Raw genomic sequence first — 24,248 nt, 5'->3', positions numbered from 1 at the left:
CCCGCAACAGACGGCCAACCCGCTTCGCGGCTCCGTCTTCGCGGCTCTACCCAAACAAGCACGTCGTCAGCGCCGAAGGGCGGTTAGCGGCTCCGGTTAACCCCGGGCAACCCGCGACACTGGCCTGCGGACAACCTGCCTACGGCTCCCGATCCCTCAACAGAAGGAATCTGGACCATGGCCGATACGGCATTCCAGAAACAGTACCGACAGGAATACATCGCCGGTTTCGAATCCGGTGATAGCCCGCTGCGCATGTCGGTCACGACTGAGTTCGTGCGCAAGGGCAACGAAGCCATCTTCCTCGTGGCCGACAGTGGCAGCGCGGAAGCTCGCACTCGCGGCGTCAACGGTCTCATCACCGCACGCGGCGACAACCTGACACAGAACACCGCAACGCTGGTGGAATGGCACGATCTGGTCCGCAAGACGGACTTCAACATCTTCGCGTCGCAGGGCGATCAGAAGAAGATCATGCAGGACACCTCGCTCAAGGTGATGAACCGCAAGGTTGACGCGGACATCATCACTGAGCTTGCAAACGGCACGGTCGATACCGGCGCCGCTGCAACCGCTTCGCTGGCTCTGGTCACGAAGTCCATCGGCATCCTCGGCCTGGCCAAGGTTCCGATTCAGGAAATCGACAATATGTGGGGGCTCATCACTCCCGCGTTCTATGCGTACATGCTGCGCGACGCGACCTTCACGTCACACGACTACGTCGACATGAAGCCGCTCTCGGGTGGCCCGCTCAAGCGAGTTCTGCGCTGGGCAGGCGTCAACTGGCTGATGCACCCGGACCTCCCGGGCGTCGGTACGAATGCTGAAAAGTGCTTTCTCTACCACCGCTCCGCCATCGGCCACGCTGCCGATACGGAAAACCTCGAATCCCTTGTCGGCTATGACGAAGAGCAGGGTTACTCCTGGGCTCGCGCCTCCGCCTTCATGGGCTCGAAGCTGCTGCAGAACAGCGGCGTTGTCGTCATGAACCATGATGGCTCTGCCATCGTCGGCGTCTAAGGAGGGCTGACACCATGGCCTATAGCACCTCGAACCCTCCGGTCCTGATCACTCAGGGCATCGCTGGCTTCCGTATCTGGAAGTACGAATCCGTCGACGCGGCCACGCTGGTCCGCGTCTCGGGCTACTTCACGAACGGCTGGCAGCTCGGCATGCGTGCGAACGACATTGTCTTTGTCACCGACACTGACAGCTCGAACGCCACGACCATCCACACCGTCAACTCGGCCACGTCCTCCGGCGTCGACCTGACTGACGGCCTGGCGGTCGGCACCACCGACACCGACTAAGGCGTCGACGGGCAGGGGCTTCGGCTCCTGCCCTTTCCTCTTTCATCGAAAGGATACGGCGATGGCCGAAATTCTTCCCGTTGTCGTCGGCGATCCTGGCGCGACCAAAGTCAAGCCCGTCCTCCTTGTTGACGCTCTTGGCAACCCGATCGACGCCACTCACCAAGTCGCGACCACCTTGTACGCCAGTAACGTTGCCCTCATCGCCGGCGTGAATAACGCCGATGCGATTGCTGTCACTGGCACGTTGAACAAACTCACCACGATTGGTTACGGCTATCAGTTCAACGGCACATCGTGGGATCGCTGGCGCAAGGCCAACGCCGTCTCTCGCCTTATGTCATCGGCCGCCACGACGAATGCCACCTCCGCAAAAGCGTCGGCGGGCGATTTGAAGAAGATCACAGGGCTGAAAGCCACCGCTGCGAACTGCTTTCTCAAGCTTTACAACAAGGCGTCGGCTCCTACGGTCGGCACCGACACTCCGGTGATCGTGCTCCCCCTGATAGCTTCTCAACCCTTCAACTTCGATTTCGGTGAAGGGTTCTACTTCAGCACCGGCATTGCGTGGGCGATCACTGCCCTTGCCACGGACGCCGACACGACCGCCATAGCCGTGGGCGATGTTCTTGCTCTGACGATCATGTACGCCTGACCCGAAAGGAATGAAGATGCCTCTCAACGTCAACGGCCTCATGCAGGCCGAAAGCAAGCGCAACATCTACCGCGTCCAACTGGCGGCGGGGGACAAGCCGGACGACCTTCTGTCGCCTGAGTGGTGGGTCCACGTCGCCAAGCAGATGCGCCTGGACGACATGGTCGAGGTTATGGCGTTCGATCGTTCGTGGTTCGGCACAGTCACGGTCATCGAGGTCGGCAAGGCCGGCTATGGCGGCGCGCGCGTGGCCTACGTAGTCGGCCCGGTGAAGCTTGGCAACGCGGCCGAAGTCGCGAAGCAGGCAGACCATGAAGTCCGGTGGGGCGGCCCGAATGCTCAATGGCAGGTGGTTCGCATCAAGGACAAGCTCGTCCTCAAGGCTGGCCTTACCAGCAAGGAAGACGGCGGTGCCTGGATGGCGGAAAACCTGAAGGCGGCGGCCTGACCCGATGACGGATCAGCTTTCCCTCTACAACGGCGCGCTGATCAAGCTGGGTCAGCCGCGCCTCTCCGACTTGTCCGACGAGGGCAAGGCTCGGCGCGCGCTCGATGCCGAGTACGCGAAGACGGTGAAGGCAAGTCTTGAAGGGGCTTTCTGGAACTTCGCTATGCGCTTCGTGCAGATGGAAGCCACGCCGTCGGCCGGCACCAACTACGGCTACCAGTACGTTTTCGACAAGCCGGACGACTGGCTGCGGACCGCTGGCGTGACCAGCGACGCCTACGGCCGATGCCCGCTGCTGGACTATGACGACCGCGCTACTTTCATCCTGGCCGACATCTCCACCATCTACCTGCGCTACGTCTCGAATGACCAAGACTACGGCCTGGATCTCGGCAACTGGCCGCAAAGCTTCGTCGACTTCGTCGAGACCAGCCTTGCCTTCCAAATCTGCGAAGAGGTGACAGGCTCGTCCGACCGCAAGGACAAGCTGGAAAAGGCGCGAGACAAAGCCAAGTACAAGGCCTCGAACACCGATGCCATGAACGAGGCGGTGATGCGCTACCCGCCTGCTGGTCGGCTTGTGCAAAGCCGTGGTACGTCGTCCCGTCGCCGGCCTGACGGGCTTCGCTGATGGCGAAAACCAATGCGCCTCTGCTGGCCTTCAATCGGGGGCTGGTATCCACCTCTGCGCTCACCCGCATTGATGTGGATCGCATCCGCTTGTCGGCGGAGGTGATGGAAAACTGGCTGCCGAAGACGGCCGGCGCCATGTTCCTGCGGCCGGGCTTTGGCTATCTTGGCACAAGCCGCAACAACGCTTTCGGAATCGACATCCCGTTTGTGGCGTCGACCACCGACACGGCGCTGATCGAGTTCGCCGACGGCAAGATGCGGGTTCGCATCAACGATGTACTGATCTCCCGCCCGGCCGTCACCACGACCATTTCCAACAGCAACTTTGCCACTTCGACGGGCTGGACCGATGGGTCGACGAACGGCGGCGCGCTGACGTTCGGCGGCTCCGGCCTGGTGCTCGATGCGACGAACGTAGGCGGTCTGGCCCTCTGCCGGCGTCAAGTCACGGTCTCCGGCGGCAACATCGGCGTCGAGCATGCTCTGAGCATCGCTGTGACACGTGGGCCTGTGGTGTTCCGCTGCGGCTCTACCTCCGGCGGCGATGAATACATCTCCGAAACCACGTTGCGCACCGGATCGCATAGCCTGGCCTTCACCCCGACCGGCGACTTCTACGTCCAATTCCAGAGTGATCTGGATATCGACAAGATAGTGGCCTCCTGCGCCATTGCTGCGGCCGGCACGATGGAATTGGACATCCCCTACACCGCTGCGGATTTGCCGTATGTGCGGTGGGACCAGTCGGCGGACGTCGTCTTCCTGGCCTGTGATGGTTTCCAGCAGAGGCGCATCGAACGCCGCGGCTCGGGTGATAGCTGGTCGATCGTGCTCTACGCCCCGATCAATGGCCCGTTCTATAGCGGGCGGACTGCAAAGGTAAAACTGAAGGTCGGCTCGACGGCTGGCAACACAACGCTGACTTCTGATTTGCCCTTCTTCAAGCAACAGCACGTCGGTGCGCTGTTCCGGCTGTTCAATGAAAGCGTTGCCCAAACCTATCTGCTCGGTGCCGAAGGAGCCTATACAGTTCCGATTCGTGTGACTGGCGTCGGCAATGACCGCAATTGGAACTACACAGTCTCGGGCACGTGGTCTGGCACGCTCAGGTGGCGGCGTTCATGGGATGGAGCCGACCAGGGGTATACGGATTTCCGTAGGGATAGCGGGACATCTGCTACCGATATCACCGGGAACGTAACAGCCGGCAATTCCGATACGGACGCCAACGCCATCATCTATTATAAGCTTGGCTTCAAGCCGGGTGAATACACATCAGGTACGGCAACCGTAACGGTCAGCTACGACGGCGGCAGCGGCTATGGCGTGTGTCGCGTCATTGGATACACGTCGTCTACGCAGGTCGATATCGAGGTGCTCGACCGCTTTAACACCACGCAGTACACCGACAACTGGCAGGAAGGCATCTGGTCGGATCGCCAAGGCTGGCCTGGTGCTGTCGCCTTCGACAAGGGGCGCCTGGGCTGGGCGGGCAAGTCGCGCTTCATCTTCTCGGTGTCGGATGACTATGAGAATTTCGACCCTGACTTCGAAGGCGACGCGGCACCCATCAACCGAACCCTGGGGTCTGGCCCGGTCGATGCCATCAACTTCATGCTGTCGCTCAGCCGGCCGATCATCGGCACGCCTGGCGCAGAGTTCTCGATCAAGTCCAGTTCGTTCGACGAGCCGCTGACGCCACAGAATGCACAGGCCGGCGCGCCGTCGACGCAAGGCTCCCGGCAAGGTGTGTCTGCCGTGAAAATCGATGGTCGCGGCATCTTCGTCCAGCGGTCCGGCAAGCGGCTTTTCGAGCTCATCTTCGACCCGAACACCTACGAGTATTCTCCTCGCGATTTGACGCTCCTTTGCCCGGATCTCACTGGCTCGGCCAACGTGAAGGGCATTGCAATCCAGCGCCAGCCGGACACGCGGGCGCATGTCTGGCTCGATGACGGGACGGTCGTGCTGCTCACCTACGAGCCTTCCGAAGACGTGACTTGCTGGTCGAGGCTCACAGTGGGCGGCTCGGGTTTCATCGAAGGGGTATCGGTGCTGCCGGGCGAGGACGAGGACAAGGTCTATTATCGCGTCAAGCGCACGGTCAGCGCGGCGACGGTTCGCTATCTGGAAAAGATGGCGATGGAATCAGAGTGTATCGGTGGCAGTACCAACAAGCAGGCCGACGCCTTCGTTGTGGTGTCGTCGGTCACCGGGACGAGCGTCACCGGCCTTTCGCATCTGAACGGCCTTAGCGTCGTAGCCTGGGGCGGCGGGAAGTATCTCGGCACCTACACGGTAGCGGCCGGCGCCATCACTCTCAGCGCCGCCGTGACGGCTACGGATATCATGGTGGGCCTGCCTTACACCGCGCTCTACAAGTCGACCAAGCTGGCCTATGCAGCCTCTGCTGGCACGGCTCTGAGTCAAATCAAGAGGGTCAACTACGTCGGCCTGATCATGGGCCGTGTCCACAACGACGGGGTCGAGGTCGGCCGCGACTTCACCAACATGGACAAGCTGCCGCGCCTCTATCAGGGGCGGCCTGTCGGCACTGATGAAATCTTCACCGAATACGAAGAGCCGGCGACGTCCTTTCCTGGCGAGTGGAAGCCGGACAGCCGGCTCTGCATCCGCGCAACTGCACCGAAGCCCTGCGTGCTCAATGCCGCCGTGGTGGCAGTCGAGACGAACGACAAAATCTGATGGCTCACCAAGTCGTTCCGCTGACGCGGGAGCATCTGGTCGAGTGGTACGGCGACAAGGGCAACGGGCCGACGGTGCGCGGGATCGCCGGCTTGGTGGATGGGCAACTCGTGGCGGTCGCCGGCCTCATGTACTCGGGCGGCAACGTCGTCGCCTTCTGCTCGCTGAAGGATGAAGCGCGGCCTTTCCGGCACTCAATCCATCGGACGGCTCTCGCAATCATGGAAGAGGCCAAGGCTCGTCATAAGCGCATCGTTGCGCTCTGCGACCGTGACGAAAAGACCTCGCCAAAATGGCTCACCCGGCTTGGTTTCAAGCCTGAGGACGGGGACGTGTGGACATGGCAGATTTCGGACTAAGTACTATCCTCGGCCTAGTCGGCACGGCGGCGTCTGCTGCAGGTACGCTCGCGGCCGGCGTGGCGCAGAAGAGCGCTTCCGAGTATCAGGCGGCGCAGCTTGAACAGCAGGCCAAGGAAGAGAGGGCTGCGGCGCAACGCGAGGCCGAGCGGGCGAAGAAGGAGAAGGATTTCGTTCTGTCACGCCAGCAGGCCGTAGCGGGCGCCTCTGGCCTCGGCGCGCTCGATGAGACGGTGCAGGACCTGGCCGGCGACGTCATCACCCAAGGCACTCTCAATGAAGGAATGATCCAGTACGGCGGCGAGGAGCGTGCGAAGGGCAGGCGCGCTCAAGCGGTGTCGGCTCGCCTTGAAGGCAAGGCCGCGCAAACCGCCTCCTATTTCGGCGCGGCCGGTACGCTGATGGATGGCATCGGTTCCTTCGCGAAGGACTGGAAGCAGCCGACTTATGCCGCGCCTAGCTCGGGGATCTATTACTGATGGCTCTGAAGCTTCCTGGTGCCGAAGACCTTAGCGCGCCTGTCAGCGGGCGGTCGGGGCGGCCAATCGCGACCTATGACACCTCGGCCATCGGTCGCGGCGTGGCGCAGCTCGGCGCCGGCATGCAGTCGATGGCGAGCAACCTGAAGATTCGCGAGACGCAGGCCAAGGAGAACGTCGACAAGGCGGAACTCTTTTCGACCGAAAGCCGCTACCTGCAATTCAAGTCGCAGCAGGCGCAAGAGCTTACGGCTGCCGGCGACAAGGCAGAGCCGGGCGCGTTCGGTTTCAAGGAGCAGTTCCAAGGCTCATACAAGGACGCGGCCAAGGCCTTCATGTCGACGGTGCCGGCCGCGCTGAAGCCGGTCTATGACCAGAAGCTTTTCAATACAGAAGAAAACCTCGTCAACGGCGAGGGCGGCGCGGCTGACTTCGAGCGCAAGCAGCGCAAGGCCTACTACAAGACCAACGTCGACGAAGGCCTGACGGCTATTGAAAGCCGCCTCTACAGCGACCCGTCGAAGTTCGATGACGCTGTCTTCGAGGGCAACAACTACATCGACTCGATCCCTGACGACGACGTCAATCCGATCGAGAAGGACGCGCTGCGCCGTGGCTGGAAGGCCAAGGCACAGATGGCCGCGCTGAACGGCATGAAGCCGGCCGATCGGCTGCGGGCTCTCGGCGAGGCTCCTGGGCAGGATGACATCATCAACGCCATGAAGGGTGTCGAAAGTAACCGAGACCCTTCGGCGGTGTCCAACAAGGGCGCTATCGGCGAAATGCAGGTGATGCCGGACACTGCTGTCGAGATTGCCGCCGATCTGCAAGACCCTAACTTCCCGAAGACGCCAGAGGCACAGGAAGAATACCTCAAGGACCCTGCTGTCTCCGAGAAATATGGCACCTACTATTTCAACAAGATGCTGGCTCGGTACGACGGCGACACGGAAGCCGCGCTCATAGCCTATAACGGCGGGGCAGATCGGGCTGACAAGTGGCTTGCCAGTGGTCGCAACGATGCTGTCATCCCACAGGAATCGGCCGATTACTACAAGAAGGTGCTGGCGCGCACGAAGCCCGGCGCCGACGGCGCAGCGCAATCCACTCCGCGCGGCCTGGTCGTGCCTGGCAACATCGACCTGAATTCCCGTCCCGTGGTCAAGAACGCCGACGGCTCAATCTCGACTGTCCGGTCAATGTCCTATGAAAACGACGCCGGCCAAGAGGTGCTGATCCCGACCGTGTCCGACGAGGGCAAGGTCATGTCGAATGAAGAGGCCATCAAATATTGGGGCGAGAAAGGCCAGTTCCTCGGCAAGTTCGACAACGCCGACGACGCGACCGCGTACGCTCAAGACCTCCACAATGCGCAGGCGAGGCAGTACGGCGGGAAAGACCAGCCGGTCATCATCGGCAACCAGGCCGGCCGTGTGGGCAGCGCTGACGTTGCCGGCGTCAACAGCGTCGTGATGAACCGCTTCAAGCAGGTGCAGAACGCGTTTGGCGCCTCGGTGCCGATCGTCTCCGGCTACCGCGACCCGGAGCGCAATGCTCGCGCCGGCGGCGCTCGCAAGTCCGAACACATGCACGGCAACGCGCTGGACCTTGATGTCAGCAAGCTTTCGACCGACGAGCGCGTCCGGCTCATCCAGACGGCGTCTTCGATGGGCTTCACCGGCATCGGCGTCTACGCCAATTCTCTGCATCTCGATATCGGGTCGCGGCGCGCCTGGGGCGCATCGCATCACTCGGACAGCGTGCCGAATTGGGCACGGGAAGTCATCGCTGCGCACCTTGCCGGCAAGTCGGTCCCTCTCGGCCAGCGTGGCGGCGCCGGCTACAAGGTCGACCCTCGTTTCGCCGACATGGACTACGTCACGCGCGACACGGTGGCGAAGTCCGCGCTGAAGGATATACAGACCGAAGCGACCGCCGCGCGCGTCCGGCAGCAGGCCGAATACAAGGCCTATGACGACGCCATGGGCCTCAACATCGAAACCGGCAAGATTGTCAGTGAGGATCAGATCCTCAGTGACCCGGTGCTCGACGATGGCGACATCACCAAGCAGTTGAAGGCATTCCGTTCCAAGCAGAAGGAAGACGGCGGCGTCGGCGCGCTGGTGTCGGCTATCCTGGCGGGAAGCCCGGCCGCCTCGGTCAACAGCTTCGACGGCGATCAGAAGTCGACTGCCAACAAGGCCTACGACCAGATGATGAAGGTCACGCCGCAAGAGCAGCAGCCGGTTGTTACCCAAGGGTTCGTCAAGGCAACCGGCTACATTCCCGACACGCTACAGGCACAGGTGAGGCAGGGCGCGGCGTCGAAGGACCCGGCTATCTTCGCTGCGGCCATGTCGCAAGCCGATGCCTTGCAGACCGTCGCGCCAGTGTCGTTCGGCGCCGTCGAGGGCGCGGCCGACATTCGCGACAAGCTCGCTTCCTTCCGGCATTTCGTGAACGACCGGGGCATGTCGGGCGAGGAGGCTTCGCAGCGCATCCTTTCGCAAGACGATCCGGCGCAGAAGGTCAACCGTGAGGTGCTGAAGCCGAAGCTCGAAGCGTTCACCAAGACGCTTTCCGTGGCCGATGTCACCAATGAGTTTGACCCGGGGCTCTTCTCCTCCGCGCCTGCGGCAGGCGTCATATCGCTTCAGAGCAGCGCGCTCATGGCCGAATACAAGGAAATCGCCGAAGAGAAGTTCTACGCGACTGGTGGCGACGAAGGCGCGGCCAAAGCGCAAGCCTTGGCTGAAATGAAAACCCGCTGGAATGTCAGCAACATATCCGGTTCACCGAACCTGATGCGCCTGCCGCCAGAGCTGCATTACCCGCCGATCGACGGCAAGTATGACTATCTGCGCACCGATGCCATGAAGACGGCGCAAGAGTACGTCGCCGGGCTTCACGACGGACGCAAGGTCGACAACATCGCCATCCTTCCCAGCGCCACGACGCGGGCCGATATCGAGATGAAGCGGCCTCCGCGCTATCGCCTGTTCTATACCTACGCCGAAGGTGGGCAGACCAAGTTCGATGAGGTGTTTTCCGGGTCGTGGGGCATCGATCCGCAGTCGCTGAGCACGGGCGTTGCCAAAAGCTCGGAAGACGCCAAGAAACGCTTCCTGACGCGGCACAGCATCGACGACGCGGCCAACGATATCGACCGGGCTGCCGTTGCAAAGGCCAAGGCGATCAATGAAGATACGAATACGCAGGATTTCATCAAGGCGCTTGGCTCGGAAGCGACCATCGGCGCCGGCCGGGTCCGGTCGGATATGCTTCGCTCTCAAGGCGAGCAGCAGGACCAGCCCCCGGCCGAACCTCCGCCCGGCACCAAGACTTATGACGGAAGCCAGCGCTCCGGGTTCGGTGTAGGTTCGGGAGGCAAGTTCTGATGCCGATCCTGCAATATCCAGAAGACCGGCCGGCCCTCGGCACGTTCGGCGCCGTCGACTACAAGCCGGAGCAGGAAACCGAAGTGTCGCCCGACACGGCGACGTTGCTCGGCGCTGCCTTCAGGCAGGACAACACCATCGGCTCGATGTCCTCGAACAAGCTGGCCGGCATCGACATTGCCGCGCGTGACGGCATCACTGGCGACGAGATATGGAATTCGATCAAGGGGACGAAGTACGAAGCCCATGCCGATCGGTTCATGCCCATTTTCAATCGCCCTGCATTCGAGGCGATGAAGTCTCAGATCGACATGGAAGATGAAGACCGGCGCACGGTCGAATCCGCTGGCTGGTGGGGAACGGGCGCTTCGATGCTGGCCGGCGGCCTTGATCTTCCGTCGCTCATTCCTGGCGGCGAGGCGGTTGCTGGCCTGCGCATGGGGCGGGCGGTGGTGCAGACCGGACTGCGCACGGCGGTCGCTGGTGGCCTTGCGGCCGGCGCTTCCGAGATAGCTTTGCAGGCCACGCAGCAAACGCGGCCCCTGTCCGAAAGCGCGATGGCGGTAGGCGGCGGCCTGGTGCTGGGCGGCATGCTCGGTTCTGCGGCCGGTGCACTGTTTTCCCAAGCCGAACGGAAGGCGGCTTTTGCCTCGGTCGAGCGCGCTCTTCAGGACCATATCCCCACGCCTGAAGAGGTCGCGGCACACGCTGAAGCCGTGGGCATGGGCGCCCAAGCCGTCGAGAAGCCGGTACTCGGGGACTATGGCATCGCGACCGGCGCCAAGTCGGTGGGGCAGTTGCAGGCTGGCTTTAACCCGCTGCTGCGCGCTGCCCATAGCCCATCGGCGGTGCATCGATCGATCATGGCCGATCTGGCTGAAACAGGCTTCTACCTGGAACGGAACGTGCGCGGAGAAGGCAATCTCGCTGTCGAAAGCGCGGTCAAGTATTGGGATCGCGGCGCGTTGACCAAGGCGCTGGATGACATGCGCGCTACCTACGTCAAGGCCCGCAAGGAGCCGGGCTTCGACATGACGCCGGAAGAATTTCGCATCGCTGTCAGCAAGGCGATGCGGCGCGGTGATGTGGGTGAGAACAACGCTGTCTCGGCGGCGGCTCAATCTTGGCGCAAGACCCTGTTCGATCCGCTGAAGGATGAGGCGATTGCGGCAGGGCTTCTGCCGGCCGATGTGAACGTCAAGACGGCAACGTCGTATCTTACCCGCCTCTGGAATTCGCAGCGCCTCAATGCCAGAGAGCAGGACTTCAAGCGGATCGTCAAGCCGTGGATCGACGACCAGCTCACGCAGTTGGAATTCAAGGCCGACGAGATCCGGGTGGGCAACAAGATTGTCGATGCGGAGAAGCAGCGCGAAGCGTTCGGCAAGGTCTCTGAACGTCTCGATTCCATCGAAGGCCGCTTGGCCGATCGGCAAGGTATTCGCCAGCGCAAGCAGGCCAATCTCGCCCAATTGGAGCAGACGCGGCAGGACGTGTTGAAAGAGCGTGCGCCGGCCGATGTGGTGAAGATGCTGCGCGGCGCCGACGAGAACGCCGCCATGGTCGACACGGTAAAGCAGGCGAGGGCGGCCGAACGGTCCGCCAATAAAAAGCAATCCTTCGCCGAACGGTCGCCGGTCCTGGCCCTGGTCAAGCAGAAGGGTGGGGTGCGTGTGGGTTCGAAGCTCGACAGTGAGTTGCGCGCTCTCGACGTGACACCGAAGACGCACCCGGGCCTGTTCGTGAAGAGCGGCGGCATCGGCGACGTCGACAACTTCGTCCAGTCGGAAGACGCCGTCTTTGCCAACCTGCCGCAAGACGGAAATGGCTACGTCAACCCTGTGGCCGTAATGGAAGCGATCCGCTCGGAACTCGGTGGCAATCCGCTGCGCACGCCGGAGGAGGAGGCAGCAGCGGCGGCGCTCGACAATCTGGACAAAGTTGCCGCCGAATGGCTGGACCGCGTCGGGCTGGCTCCCAACGCGACGGTGAAGGATGTCCGCGACTTCATCGCCCGGGTGACTGGAGCGGAAAAGAACACCTACGGCATGGATTCGCGGATCTCGCGGCTAGAGCAAGAGATTGAAGACTTCGACCGTGCTACCGACGGCATCGTCAATGAAAGCAAAATCACCGCTGCGGAAGCAAAGACCCTCGGCGAAGAGCTAGACAGGATGGAAGCCGAACTCGATGCGGTGAGGGACCTTGCCAACTCCTCGCCGCGTGTTGGCCTGGTGGTCGACTACGGCACGACCCGCCGCGACCTGTTCAAGTCGAAGCTGAAGGAGCGGACCCTTTCGAAGCGAGTCGAAGCTCTCAAGCGCCTTCAAGCCGAAGGCGAGGCCAATAACGACATCCTGGCTGAGCTTGCCGCCAAGTCGATCGAACTGGACCGGGTGCGCGCCAGCATCGACGGTCTCAAGACCAAGGCTGACAGGCTCGAACCAATGATGCCCAAGGTGAAGCAGGAGATTCCTGACTTCGTATCGCCGGAGGACCGGGCCGACTATGTCAAAGGCATCGTCGACGATATCTTCTCGCAGCTCACCGGCCGTGCCAACCAGGGCATGCCCTCCTATGACATGACAGTGGCGGCGCGCGGACCGCTGAAAGAGCGCACCTTCAACATCCCTGACCACCTGATCGAAGACTTCCTCGAGCACGATATTGAACTGATCGGCCGGCGCTATGCCCGCGTGATGGCCGCCGACGTCGAGCTGACCAATATGGACAAGCGCCTCGCCGGGGCGGGCAAGCCGACGCTTCAAAGCCAGCTAGACCGGGTGCGGGCGGACTACCTGACGCTCCGCGAAGCGATCAACGCGGACCCGGACATCGCGCCCAAGGCACGCGAAAGGGCTCTCAAGGCGCTTGCGAAGAGCGAGAAGAACGATGTCGAGGACATCGGGAGCGTACGGGATCTGCTGCGCGGTCAATACAAGGTCGAGAGCCAGCACACCAACTATGCGCGGGTGCTGCGCATGGCCGGTGTCTTCAACTTCATGCGGTCGCTGGGCGGTGTCGTCGTGTCGTCGCTGTCTGACGCTGCCCGGCCGCCAATGGTGCACGGCATGGCCCGCTACATGGGCGAGGGGATCGCACCGCTGGTGACAAACCTAAAGGCGGTCAAGCTGGCGGTCGAGGATGCGAAGCTTCTCGGCGCCGTGACGGAACGGTCGTTACAAAGCCGTCTCGCCACCATGGCCGAACTGGCCGATCCCTACGCGCACAACTCGCCTTTCGAGCGCTTCATCGACAATGCCGCGAACCTGTTTTCACGGATGACACTGCTGCCCTGGTGGAACGACATGCATAAGTCGATCGCCTCGGTGCTGGTGCAAAACCGCCTGCTAAAAAACGCCGCGGTCGATTATGAAAAACTCGGACCGGCCGAATTGAAATATATGGGCTTCCTCGGCATTGATGCTCACATGGCCGAACGGATTGCGAAGCAGTTTGGAGAGTTCGGCGAGGTCGACGGCAACGTCCATATTCCCGGCATAGCCAATTGGACGGACGAGGGCGCGCGCCGCGCCTTCGCTGCGGCGGTCAACAAAGACGTGGACAGCATCATCGTCACCAAGTCCGTCGCTGATGTGCCGCTCTTCGCTCATACGCCTACCGGCCGGGCGCTGCTACAATTCAAAAGCTTTGCCCTGGCGTCCAACCAACGGGTGCTGATGCGTGGCCTGCAAGAGGGGCCGGGCTCGTTCATCACCGGCCTCGTCGGCATGTCGTCGCTGGGAATGCTGACCTTCTACCTGAAGCAGGTGGAATCGAACCGCGAGTTGAACGACAACCCCGGACGGTGGATCGCGGAAGGGATTGACCGCTCCGGCGTCTTCCAACTCGCATTCGAAGTCAACAACACATGGGAAAAGCTCGGCGGGTCGGGCATCTATGCCTTGTCCAGCGCCGCGTTCCCTGACCGCACGCAGCGGGCGCCTGCCTCAAGATATGCGAACCGCGACGCCTTCGGCGCTCTGCTCGGCCCGTCGTTCCAGCTCGGTACCGACACGGCTCAATTGCTCGGCATTGTCGCTCGCGCAACACATGGCGACATCGACCTAAAGGACGCGGACATAAACCGCGCGATTGGCATGACGCCATTCGCAACGCTGCCTTACTGGCGGTGGATCATTGAAGGTGGGTTTGGCCTCGGTGATGCCGGCCTGAAGCCCCAGATCAAACAGGCGGTCGCGAACTAGCAGTTGTAGGTATCGTCTGACCGACCGCCGTAATTCCAGCATTTGTCTGACGCTGACCCGCCCTTGGCGGGGATGAAGGTCGACACGGCGGCATAAGCCAGACCGCCAAAAATCAGCAACCCGATCACGACACCGATCCCGCTCCATCGCGGGTCGCTCCAAAAGCTCGGCTTGGCCGGGACAATCTTCTTCTTAACTGCGGAGTCCAAAATAATGGCGACCACTTCGGTTGATCAGATCACAGGCTATGGCGAAACCGTAGCATACAAGGCGCCATGCCGCCTAGCGACCACGGCGGCAATCGCCCTGAGTGGTTTACAGACGATCGATGGCGTCATCACAGACGCGAATGACCGCGTCCTCGTGAAAGACCAGGCCGATGACCGGGAAAACGGGATCTATATCACGTCGACTGGCCTATGGGCGCGTGCTCGCGATTTCGACAGCAACCGTGATGTCACCAAGGGAACCCGCGTTGACGTCACCGACGGCACGGCCAACAGCAACACCGTCTGGAAAATCAGCACCAGCAACCCGATCACCATCGGGACCAGTGACATCAACTTCGTCGCCATTACGTTCGGCCCCATTTCGGTCGTCGATGAAGATGACATGGCATCGAACAGCGCCACCGCTGTTCCGACCCAGCAGAGCGTGAAAGCCTATACCGACGCCGGCATAGCCTCTCGGCAGCCGCTCGATGCCGATCTGACCGCATTGGCCGGCATTGGAACGGCTGTCCAGGGGGATATGATCTATGCCAATGGTGCTGGCACGTGGGGACGCCTTGCCAAGGGCCGGGCGCTTCAGGGCTTTCGTCAGAACGCTGGCGCTACCGCTCCTGAATGGGCTGACTTCGCACCTGGCTATGACGTCAACGGTTTTGCAGGAGCCAACGAGAACGCAAGGATCGCGGCCCTATATGCGGCGGCGCCAACCAACCCCTTCATCTATCGGTCGGACACCCACATTGGCATCATCCGCGATACGGCGCCGCTGAACTATCAGGGCACGCGGGCTTCCCTCGTCGTTCAGCACCGCGATATCGCTGCCGGCGGTACAAATGAACTCATCCCCGGCGTCGTGTTTTCCTTCAATTCAACCGGAGACGGGGTCGTCACCGCCGCGTCTGACCTTTCCCTGTCAATATGGGAGGGCGTGGTCTCCGCGCACAAGAAGACCGGCGACGGGTCCGCACAGGCGTTCACGGTAATTGGCGAACTTGGGGCTTACGGCGCCGGTCAATACAATGAGTTTGGCGGAATCTGCGGGACCATCACGAATACCGGTTCGAACCACGGGACCATCAGCGGCGTAGAATTCCTAATCCGCGATGGCGATTCTAGCACCCATTTCGACACCGCTCTGCACGCGATTATCGGCCGCGTCGCGCGCTATCACAACGGCGCTCGCGATGCCTCCAATTTCTTCGCGTCTTCGGAGGGGACGGTCGGTCCTGCTGCGATCCTGAGTGCCAGCCCTGGCGGCCTTCATACATGGGCACGCGGCATCGACCTGAAGGACGCTATTTTCACGCTCGGCCAAGCAGTGCTGCTTCCGAACAATACCTCGATCGCGTGGATGAATGCGGCGGCCTCGCCCATTCCTGTCATGTTTCTGTCGAGCGCAGATGAGGTCTGGCTGCAGGCCGCTGCCGCCACTGGAGGCGTGTCCGTGGGCAACAGCGCGTCGGCCCGCTCGTTCCGCGTGGCGGGCGTTGCCAGTGCCGTCAACTACGTGGAGGCATCGGGAAATACGACCGGCAATACCCCGACAGTCTGGGCCAAGGGTTCAGATACCGATATCGGCATGACGTGGGGCACCAAGGGCGCTGGTGTCCACTCGTTCTACACCGGCGGCGCGAGCTTCTATAAGCAGGCCGAGATTGGACATGTCGCCAGCGCGGTGAACTACGTCTCCCTGAAAGGTGCGGTGACCACCGGCCATCCGATCCTTGCTGCGGCTGGCACGGACAGTAACCCGTCTATCATCGTTCGAGGCAAGGGCACTGGCGGCGTCAAGGTCCAGGACGGAGCGTCAGCGAACAAGTTCGAAGTCAACACGACCGGTATTGGCTTCTTCAACATCGCGCCGGCTGCGCAGGGAGCCATCGCGCTTCCGACCGGCACCATTCAGCGCACCACGTACGCCACCGGCACCGTCACACTGCCGCAGCTCGCGGGCGTCGTGATGGCCATCATCACCGACATGCGGGCCTACGGCCTGTCTGGTTAAGAAGGGACGACGATGCATAAGATCGAACTCACTGACGAACAGATGAACATCATCGGCTCTGCTCTGGCCGACCTGCCCTACAAAGTCGCGGCGCCCGTGATCAACGCGATTCAGATACAGCTCACCGCCGAAGACAAGGCGCCAGCGCCCGCTGGGAAGAAACCGCGCGGCCGAACCTAGCCGTCTATCCACCTCCACAAATCAAAGAGGCTTCAATGAACCGCAATTTCGCGGGCGCAGCTCTGCGCCTGGGCGACATCGATATTCCGCGCATCGGCTCCGAGATTGGCGTCGGCGAGGACGAGCTTCACGCCTTTATGGATGTGGAGGCCTCTGGCTCCGGCTTCGACCACATGAACCGGCCGAAGATGCTTTTCGAGCCGCACGTCTTCTACGGCATGCTGGGCAAGGGCTCGAAGCGTGACGCGGCTGTAGCCCAAGGGTTGGCCTACCCGAAGTGGGGCGAGAAGCCTTACCCGTCGGACAGCTACCCGCGCCTCATCAAGGCAATGGCGATCGACGAGACGGCGGCGCTGAGGAGCGCGTCCTGGGGCCTGACACAAATCCTTGGTCGCTATCATGCCGACATAGGCTACGCGTCGCCTCAAGAGATGGTCGAGGAATTCGCCAATCACGAAGCGGAGCACCTTGAGGCGACCGTCAAGCTTCTGAAGGCCTGGAAGGTCGACGACGATCTGCGCGCGCACCGCTGGGCAGTCGTGGCCGAAACCTGGAACGGGCCAGGTTACCGCAAGAACCGCTATGACACGAAGCTCGAAGCAGCCTTCGCCAAGTGGCAGAAGATCAAGGACACACCCTGGTCGCCAACCGCGCCTGCGCCGCAGCCAGCCTCGCCAGTTCCCATCGTGCCTATTCCGGCCGCTCCGGCACCTGCCGCGCCTCCGGCGCCTGCCGTGGTCGAACGCGATCCCCAGCCCGTGCCAGCGCCGACGAGTAAGGCACCCGGCATCATTGCCGTTGTCGTCCTTGCGCTCGGCTCGGCCGCTGCCTGGCTCGCGCATCTTCCCTGCAACATCTTCGGAGTGCTCTGCCAATGAAATGGCTCAACACCAACGCGCTGCACAATTTCCTGAACACCCTGATCTTCGTCATCACGTCGGGCGCGCTCGCCGGGTTCGACTGGACGATGTTTGGCATTACCGACCATCTCGCCCTTCAGATCAGCGGCACGCTTGCGCTGGCCAAGCTGCTTATCAACGCATTCCGCGACGGCCCGGCCGGGATGGTCGCGCCGCCTCCGCCGGCAGAGGAGAAGTAACATGGAGAATCTAAAGTCCCTGCTCGCACAGGCCATAGAGCAAACCAAGCCTTACTGGATCGTCGGCGGTGCCTGCTTCGTTGCGGGCCTCATCTTGGGGTTTTGCCTGTGAGCATCGACCTGGCCGTCATCGGCGGCGCCATCGTCGCTATTCTCACGTTCATCGGAACCCTGCTGTTCAAGGCCAAGAAGGCCGGCGTCGACCAGCAAAAGGCCAAGGAGGCCGACTCCTATGAGAAGCATATTCAGGATATTGCTGACGCTGCTGGCGCTCGCCCTTCTGGTGGCGTGCAGTCAGACCCTCACAACCGCGACAACCAAAAGTGATCCGGTCTGCCTGATCTGGACGCCGGCCACATACTCGGCAAAAGGCGATACCGCCGAAACCGTGGAAGGCAACCGCGCGCTGAACGCGAAGCGCGACGCCTTCTGTAAGAAATAGCAGTGCAGGGAAAAGGGCATTGGGGCTGATGGATGGTGAAATGCCGAACGCAAGCGCGCAGAAGATAGCGGATAACGTCTTGCTCCTCGCCATTGCGCGGGTGTCCATGGCGTTCTCGCTGCCGCTCATCGGGTTTGTCGCCTGGCTTGGCGGCCAATACCTGGAAAGCAAGTTCGACGTCATCAACGACAGGGTGACATCGGTCGAGAAAACTGCGGCGTCGGCGAGCGACCAAGCCACAAAGGTCAACGACCGGCTTATCACCGTCGAGACCAAGCAGACGCAAGCCGACACGTCGAGCGAGAAATTCCAGAGCGCAACGCTCAACCGGCTCGATCGCTTGCAGGATTCCATCGTAGGGCTGTCCAATGCCGTCGCGGCGCTCACGGCCACCGTTCAGGCGATTGCTGACGAAAAGAACCGCCCGACCCAGCGTCCCTAATCCCAAGCGCAGCCCTTCATGTCGGCCTGTCGACTGGCGGCTTGTAGGGCATTGCCAGCCTAACCTTGTCCTTATCGACAGTGACCGGCACACCTAGGCTCACCGTGACGCGGTCTCCGTCGATATGGACCACGTCGCCAACCAGTTCGATCGGCTGGCCCTTCTTTATCTTCGACGTTCGGTCGACGATTGAATGCGGGAATCCGTATGATGGGATCGAGACGCTAACCCGGTCCTCTGTGACCCGTCGGCGCACAGTTGCGGTGATGACGACCTCGTCGCCAATATTGATGCCCTTCGCCATTCCGATACAACTCCGGCACGGCAAATAGGTTCGTCAAGCAGAAGCTAATGTTCCCGCCGTTGCCCGACAACAGGACCCGTCGAGTTCCAAGCGACGAAGGCGGCATCCCGGCCGGTGACTTCCTTGACCGACTTTAGCAGCGCCTCATTGAGATCCCGCAGTGTCCGGTAATGGTCGCATTGCGGCGATATCAAAGGCGCCACGATGACCTTGTGCAGCGCCTCAGCGGCTGCCATGAATGCCGCCACCTCTGCCTGCGAGAGTGCCTTCGGCTTGTTGCGTCGAACCATTGCGACCTCCAACGAGTGCCGGCCCATCTAGGATGTAATTCCTAGAGCGCTACAGGATCGGGAGCAAGACCGTCACGATGGCACAGCCGGCCATGAACAGGCAGGCCAGGCATCGGACGACATCGCCACGACGCCCAAACCAGACCGCGCTGGCGAGCATGGCGGCGCCGATTGCAGCGATGTAGATCGGGACGGCCATTACTTTCCCTGCGCTCAAATCGCAAGCTTGACACCGGATGTTCTTCGGTTGCCGGCGGGATGGTAGCGCTTATCGCTCGTATAAGAAGCTAATTGATGGTCTGACCCTGCGGTATCTGAACCTCGCTGGGTGCGGCTAATACCTGCTGAATAAACTGCACGGTGTGAGGCGCGATTCTTAGTCGAGCACAGACGCGCGCGGTTCGAGTACTGTCATCCCCATCTATTGTTAGGGCGGCGAGGGAGAGGTACAGCATCCCATTGTGAACTCGGATCTCTGTCACCAAGTCGGCAAAGACGGGGGCAAGGTTATCGGGGTCGATAATCGGGACCGAAATTGTATCACTCAATTTGAGGTGTGGGCCGTCTGACATTTCGCTTCCTTTGCTTTCTAGTTTGCTGTCGCCACGTAGCGCCTGCGACGCCAATCGAAGGAAACGCCGGCCGGGGCCTGAAAAGCCCGAGCCGGCTTTTCTTTTTTGGCGCCGGCCTCGGCCTGGCGCTTCGCCTTCGCGATGCGGGGTAGATCCTCCTCGGCGGTCTTCTTCAGCGCACAGGCGGTATGCGCTGGTCCGCAGTTGCTATTGACGTCCGGCCCAAGAAGCCCGAGCGCGCGCTTATGCTCGATGATCCACTGATCGTTGTGCCGGTGGACCGGCTCGCCACATATGCAGCACGGCGCGACATTGTGGGCCGTGCAGTTCTCGGAAAAGATGTGGTGCCGGCGCTTCGGCGACATCGGCCGGCGCGGGGTCGGGTCGATCATTGCTGCCGGTTCTTCAGTTCGATGTAGAGGTTGATTGCGGCATCGGAGATATCTTGAAGCGGATTGGCCTGACAATAATTCGTTACCCAGACTTCGACCCCATCAACGTCGGTTGTGTTGACCAGATTGGTGCAGCAAGCGTGTTGAAGCGAGGCTTCGTGAGCGTTCATGGCGGTCAGATACCCCAGCACCCAGCTCATGCCCATTTGGCGGATATTGTGGCTTGCGTTCACCCAGGTCCCGCATGACGCGGCGCCAATGCCGTTGACGGCATAGTTCATCGCATGCGCTCCGCTCGCCAGAAGGGCAACGGTCACGGCCAGACTGATTCTGCGCATGGTGCTTACCCCTTTCCCCGAAGCCGAACGCCAGGACTGCCGTGGTTTAGGAACTCGATGCCCTCGGCTTCAAGGACTTGCATCACGGATCGGATCTTGTCCAAGCCGCTGGTCAACCCATCAGCGCCGCGCTTCTCCATCGCGCTTATGGTGTTGATGTTCACGCCGGCCCGTTTCGCAAGCGTTCCCTGATCCATATCGGCTAGCGCTCGGGCCGCCCGAAGCTGGTTTCCAGTCGTTAGCATCTGTGTCCCTTTCTCATCTGACTAGTATTTTTTCATAGTTTGCTGTTGACGGCAACATAATTGTGATCCATGGTGAACTAGTAAATAAACCTAGTTAACCCGGAGCCAATCACATGCCGAACACCTCTGTTCGGGCTGCCGCCGAAGGTATGCCCACCATCAACCGCCGCGCAGCTATCACCGCTGCGGCTGCAATGCTGGCCGCAGCCAGCACGGTCAAGGCTGCTCCCGCAGCAGAAATCTCTCCCGAACTGGAAAAGCTGATCGCCGCGAAGGACAAGGCCTGCGCTGCGTTCGACGAAGCCCTGGAAGCCAGCTACGAGGTCGAGGTGGCCTACTTCAAGGCTCATCGGAAGGAACTGTTCGTTGACCTGTCTATTGGCGGTGCGCAGTCCTTTCACCCTGACTTCGACCGCGATTTCTTCCACCATGATGTGCGCAACGACATTATCAAGCGGTACGAAGATCAAACCCGCAAGCTCGTCGGCCTGGAGAAGATCAACCCGGCGATTGCTGCCAGCGCGGCGGACGCTCTGAATTCCGCGCTGATCAAAGACCTTCGCACTTTCCGGCAGGTGCTGCGCGATGAAATCGGGCGCCGGAGGGCCTTCGGCTACTGGCAGGCGGAAGAGGCGAGGGAGGAAGCATCGCAGGCCGATCTGGATGCCTTCACCGACCTGTGCGCCTACCGCTGCGCCAACTTCGCCGAGCTGGCACGCAAGGCCGAAGTGCTGGCCCACTACACCGGCTCTCGATTCGCCGAAATACAGGCTGAGGATTTTCAGATCCTGCTCACCTCGATGATGCCGGTGACAGCCGGGGAAGGCGGTGCATCATGAGCATCACCCGCCGTCTTTTCCTCCGCAACACAGCGGCCGGCGCCCTGGCTTCAACGGCTGTTGCCGTGCCGGTCATCGCCGAAGCGACTCAGCGTGACAGCGCCTTCGCGCGCGCCCGCTACCACTACGACCAATTCGCCGCAGCCATGGACGAATTGACGGTCGGATACCATGGCTGGCTCATTCGCGGCGCCGGGCATAGGCGCGAGTTCTCTGCCCCTGGATGTCGAACGCTCGATGAAGGAGCATGGTTCTCGCCTGCCGTAGTCGAATACCAGACTGGCACGGAGCCGCGCTGCCCGTCCTTGGTGATCGAGTGGCATCACGAAATCATCGGTCTGCAAAAGCAAAGCGACGGCTGGCGCGACGAGCCGATGAACCCTGACGGCAGAACGGTGCGGTTATGAACGCACATCTTCGCCTGACCGATCCGGCCGTGCGCCGATCGATCGAAGACGAAATCGAGCGGCTGATAACGCTGCTCGACTTCGTAGAGCCCGACCCCGATCTAGAGCCGTGGCTTGCAGGCGGGACCGAAGTCGTTGGTACCGATGACCGCGAGGGAGACGCCAGCGACCTCGAAGATGGTGGCGATTCGGAATGCTACCTCGGCTGGCCAGAGCCATGCAGCCAGGGCCGGGACGAATGGGAGCGGCAACGCTTTCCGCCCATCGTCGGCAGCGATGGCGACGACTAGAACGGGTCGAGAACGGCTTGCTACCATTTTGCTACCGAACTCGGTAGCACAGGCCGGTACAGAGTGGGATGGTTGAACCAGGAGCACGGCCGGGAACCCTGAAAACTAAGGACTTAGGGGGATAGGACAGGGCAGGGCGGGACGGCTGCAAGCGAATTTCAAGACCGGTGCCTTAAACCGCTCGGCCATCCCTCCATCGTGATTTTTCAATCACTTGGGTGCTTTCGTTGATCTCTGACGTCGCCCTTGGCGCGCCAAGGCACGAGATCATCATTCGCACCGCACTGCTCTAGTGCGGGGCGTAAAGACCTGTCAACCGCGCTAGGGTCGAGTGGTTACATATTGCCGAACGGCAACAGCTTCCAACCATCGGTCTGGCCCCGATTGACAATGCGGCGCAGGGCTGGCCAATCTGTGGCGTGGCCATTTTGCCCGCGGGGTTAAGGGAACTATGAGAAAGACCTACGAAAAGCCGGTTTTGATCAAGCGCGAGAAGCTGTCGGTCGTGACGGCGCAGGTGGTTACGTCGACGGATTGATCGGCGCGCTCGGATCGGCGCCGGGGGATTGACCCCGGCTAACACGCTCCTTCGCCTTTTTTGTTTAGATGCCGGCTCTCGGCCTCCGGCGTCACACGAGTATTGTGGTGTGTAGCAGCCAACCGGTGCGCCGCCACAATCTCGCCCCCTTCCGACCACAATCGGTTAATACCGTGATAAACAATTCCTGCGCACAAGGGGATTGGGGATCCGGGTGTCGCTGGCAAGTGTCGAGTGGGTGCTTTGGCTCCACTGACGTTCAGCTGGTGGCGAGACTGTAGGGGACATCATAAAATGCAGACTTCGGCGCGCCCGCGTCTTCGTCGCGCTCCCGCTCTTGCACTGTGCGCGCTGTCGGCGGTGCTGCTTGCGGCCTGCACATCGACACCGCAGCCGAAGGCGATGGTCGACAAGAGGCCGCGTTCCAAGGAATATTTCGCTGAGACCGAATATGGCGTGAAGGCGAGCCCGCGCGTTGCCTTCATGCGGCGCGGCGGCGGCCGCGACCAACTCGGCAAGCCCTACCAGGTGCGCGGCAAATGGTATTATCCCAAGGAAGACAAGCGCTACCGCAAGGTCGGCCTGGCATCCTGGTATGGCGATGCCTTCCACGGCCGGCTGACGGCCAATGGCGAAGTCTACGACACGGCGCAACTCACGGCGGCGCATCCGACGATGCCGCTGCCGAGTTACGCCCGCGTCACCAACCTCGAAACCGGCAGTTCGGTCATCGTGCGCGTCAACGACCGTGGCCCATACCATGAGGGCCGCATCATCGACGTCTCACAGCGCGCCGCGCAGATGCTCGACTATGACAAGGTCGGCACCGCTAAGGTGAAGGTCGAATATGTCGGCCGCGCGCCGCTCGATGGCAATGACGACCAGTATCTGATGGCCTCCTACCATCCCGGCAACAGGCGTCCGGATCCGTCCGACGGCCTGCCGACCGGCGTGATGGTGGCGATGAACGGGCCGACGCCGGTTCTGGCGGCGGGCGCGACTGCCGCCGCCGTGCCGTTCCCCGGCCAGCTGACGGATTCCGGCCAGGCGCCGCAGGCCGAGCCGACCATGTCTTCGCAAGCGCCCGGCGACGTGGCGCTGCCTGATTTCGGGCCGATCGTGCCGGAGCGGCCGGACATCAGCCTGCCGCCGAATTCGCCCTTCGCCATGGCCTCGCTTTCCTATGCCGATGAGCGCGTCGGCCGCGCCGATGTCTTCGCGGCTTTCGATGGCGCCGGTATGTCGCCCTCCGACATCCTGCAGTCCTGGAAGAGATCCAATTCGACGTCGCCGGATGTTACCGACTATGTCGCCGCCGGCTCCTTCGATGATGCCGCCGAGGCAAAGCGTGTGGCCTCGGCGCTCAAGCCCTTCGGCCGGACCGAAATCCAGCGGACCGAGCTCGACGGCAATGATTGGTACGCGGTCAACGTCTATCC

At 61.6% G+C, this 24,248-nt stretch carries 25 protein-coding genes; 20 read left to right on the top strand and 5 right to left on the bottom strand.

Going from position 1 to position 24,248, the window contains the following annotated elements:
* The first annotated feature begins 177 nt into the window (after window positions 1-177).
* From EN738_RS01865 to EN738_RS01795, 16 genes are all read left to right on the top strand, one after another.
* Entirely contained in the window at window positions 178-1,020 is an 843-nt protein-coding gene (locus tag EN738_RS01865; RefSeq protein WP_127282217.1) for a phage capsid protein, read from the top strand.
* A gap of 14 nt (window positions 1,021-1,034) precedes the next feature.
* On the top strand, window positions 1,035-1,310 hold the full coding sequence (locus EN738_RS01860; RefSeq protein ID WP_127282216.1) for a hypothetical protein: 276 nt from the start codon (window positions 1,035-1,037) through the stop codon (window positions 1,308-1,310).
* Window positions 1,311-1,371: 61 nt separating this feature from the next.
* A complete protein-coding gene (locus EN738_RS01855; RefSeq protein WP_127282215.1) occupies window positions 1,372-1,965 on the top strand; it encodes a hypothetical protein in 594 nt (197 codons plus the stop codon).
* A gap of 16 nt (window positions 1,966-1,981) precedes the next feature.
* Complete coding sequence (locus tag EN738_RS01850; protein ID WP_127282214.1) at window positions 1,982-2,413, top strand: hypothetical protein; 432 nt, start codon at window positions 1,982-1,984, stop codon at window positions 2,411-2,413.
* Window positions 2,414-2,417: 4 nt separating this feature from the next.
* On the top strand, window positions 2,418-3,044 hold the full coding sequence (locus tag EN738_RS01845) for a hypothetical protein (protein WP_127282213.1): 627 nt from the start codon (window positions 2,418-2,420) through the stop codon (window positions 3,042-3,044).
* Window positions 3,044-5,752: a hypothetical protein gene (locus EN738_RS01840; protein ID WP_127282212.1), complete on the top strand. Its 2,709-nt coding sequence runs from the start codon at window positions 3,044-3,046 to the stop codon at window positions 5,750-5,752. The genes EN738_RS01845 and EN738_RS01840 overlap by 1 nt, the downstream gene beginning before the upstream one ends.
* Window positions 5,752-6,111 carry a hypothetical protein gene (locus tag EN738_RS01835; RefSeq protein WP_127282211.1) on the top strand — a complete coding sequence of 120 codons (360 nt, stop codon included), beginning with the start codon at window positions 5,752-5,754 and terminating at the stop codon, window positions 6,109-6,111. Before EN738_RS01840 ends, EN738_RS01835 begins: the two co-directional genes overlap by 1 nt.
* On the top strand, window positions 6,093-6,590 hold the full coding sequence (locus EN738_RS01830; RefSeq protein WP_145966821.1) for a hypothetical protein: 498 nt from the start codon (window positions 6,093-6,095) through the stop codon (window positions 6,588-6,590). Before EN738_RS01835 ends, EN738_RS01830 begins: the two co-directional genes overlap by 19 nt.
* Window positions 6,590-9,988: a transglycosylase SLT domain-containing protein gene (locus EN738_RS01825; protein WP_127282209.1), complete on the top strand. Its 3,399-nt coding sequence runs from the start codon at window positions 6,590-6,592 to the stop codon at window positions 9,986-9,988. The genes EN738_RS01830 and EN738_RS01825 overlap by 1 nt, the downstream gene beginning before the upstream one ends.
* Complete coding sequence (locus tag EN738_RS01820) at window positions 9,988-14,196, top strand: hypothetical protein (RefSeq protein WP_127282208.1); 4,209 nt, start codon at window positions 9,988-9,990, stop codon at window positions 14,194-14,196. Before EN738_RS01825 ends, EN738_RS01820 begins: the two co-directional genes overlap by 1 nt.
* 213 nt (window positions 14,197-14,409) lie before the next feature.
* A complete protein-coding gene (locus tag EN738_RS01815) occupies window positions 14,410-16,431 on the top strand; it encodes a hypothetical protein (protein WP_127282207.1) in 2,022 nt (673 codons plus the stop codon).
* 12 nt (window positions 16,432-16,443) lie between these two features.
* Complete coding sequence (locus tag EN738_RS35275; protein WP_189605703.1) at window positions 16,444-16,611, top strand: hypothetical protein; 168 nt, start codon at window positions 16,444-16,446, stop codon at window positions 16,609-16,611.
* A gap of 35 nt (window positions 16,612-16,646) precedes the next feature.
* Complete coding sequence (locus tag EN738_RS01810; protein ID WP_127282206.1) at window positions 16,647-17,489, top strand: N-acetylmuramidase family protein; 843 nt, start codon at window positions 16,647-16,649, stop codon at window positions 17,487-17,489.
* Entirely contained in the window at window positions 17,486-17,710 is a 225-nt protein-coding gene (locus EN738_RS01805; protein WP_127282205.1) for a hypothetical protein, read from the top strand. Before EN738_RS01810 ends, EN738_RS01805 begins: the two co-directional genes overlap by 4 nt.
* A gap of 108 nt (window positions 17,711-17,818) precedes the next feature.
* Window positions 17,819-18,037 (top strand): hypothetical protein, encoded by a 219-nt coding sequence (locus EN738_RS01800; protein WP_127282204.1) that lies wholly within the window; start codon window positions 17,819-17,821, stop codon window positions 18,035-18,037.
* Between the two features lie 134 nt (window positions 18,038-18,171).
* Window positions 18,172-18,594: a hypothetical protein gene (locus EN738_RS01795; RefSeq protein WP_127282203.1), complete on the top strand. Its 423-nt coding sequence runs from the start codon at window positions 18,172-18,174 to the stop codon at window positions 18,592-18,594.
* A 16-nt stretch (window positions 18,595-18,610) separates the two neighbouring features.
* Here EN738_RS01795 and EN738_RS01790 read toward each other — a convergent pair whose 3' ends face one another.
* The 5 genes from EN738_RS01790 to EN738_RS01775 form a co-directional block, all read right to left on the bottom strand.
* Window positions 18,611-18,898, bottom strand: a complete 288-nt coding sequence (locus tag EN738_RS01790; protein ID WP_127282202.1) for a hypothetical protein — start codon at window positions 18,896-18,898, stop codon at window positions 18,611-18,613.
* Between the two features lie 44 nt (window positions 18,899-18,942).
* The gene (locus EN738_RS01785) at window positions 18,943-19,188 is read right to left on the bottom strand and encodes a hypothetical protein (RefSeq protein WP_127282201.1); all 246 of its coding nucleotides are present in this window, start codon (window positions 19,186-19,188) and stop codon (window positions 18,943-18,945) included.
* A 49-nt stretch (window positions 19,189-19,237) separates the two neighbouring features.
* Window positions 19,238-19,387, bottom strand: a complete 150-nt coding sequence (locus tag EN738_RS35270; protein WP_189605701.1) for a hypothetical protein — start codon at window positions 19,385-19,387, stop codon at window positions 19,238-19,240.
* A 390-nt stretch (window positions 19,388-19,777) separates the two neighbouring features.
* Entirely contained in the window at window positions 19,778-20,152 is a 375-nt protein-coding gene (locus EN738_RS01780; RefSeq protein ID WP_127282200.1) for a hypothetical protein, read from the bottom strand.
* Entirely contained in the window at window positions 20,149-20,490 is a 342-nt protein-coding gene (locus tag EN738_RS01775; protein WP_127282199.1) for a hypothetical protein, read from the bottom strand. Before EN738_RS01775 ends, EN738_RS01780 begins: the two co-directional genes overlap by 4 nt.
* A 358-nt stretch (window positions 20,491-20,848) precedes the next feature.
* Between EN738_RS01775 and EN738_RS01765 the strand changes: the two genes are divergently transcribed.
* The 4 genes from EN738_RS01765 to EN738_RS01750 all read left to right on the top strand — a co-directional run.
* On the top strand, window positions 20,849-21,574 hold the full coding sequence (locus EN738_RS01765; RefSeq protein WP_127282197.1) for a hypothetical protein: 726 nt from the start codon (window positions 20,849-20,851) through the stop codon (window positions 21,572-21,574).
* Window positions 21,571-21,981, top strand: coding sequence for a hypothetical protein (locus tag EN738_RS01760; protein ID WP_127282196.1), 411 nt, complete (start codon window positions 21,571-21,573; stop codon window positions 21,979-21,981). Before EN738_RS01765 ends, EN738_RS01760 begins: the two co-directional genes overlap by 4 nt.
* Window positions 21,978-22,271, top strand: coding sequence for a hypothetical protein (locus EN738_RS01755; protein WP_127282195.1), 294 nt, complete (start codon window positions 21,978-21,980; stop codon window positions 22,269-22,271). Before EN738_RS01760 ends, EN738_RS01755 begins: the two co-directional genes overlap by 4 nt.
* An 832-nt stretch (window positions 22,272-23,103) precedes the next feature.
* Window positions 23,104-24,248, top strand: a 1,145-nt coding sequence (locus EN738_RS01750) for a septal ring lytic transglycosylase RlpA family protein (protein ID WP_145966820.1), incomplete at its 3' end; no start/stop codon positions are given.

Origin of the sequence: Mesorhizobium sp. M4B.F.Ca.ET.017.02.2.1 (genome assembly GCF_003998955.1) — a bacterium.
In the GTDB taxonomy this organism is placed as follows: domain Bacteria; phylum Pseudomonadota; class Alphaproteobacteria; order Rhizobiales; family Rhizobiaceae; genus Mesorhizobium; species Mesorhizobium abyssinicae.
This window is presented reverse-complemented; position numbering and strand designations above follow the sequence as displayed.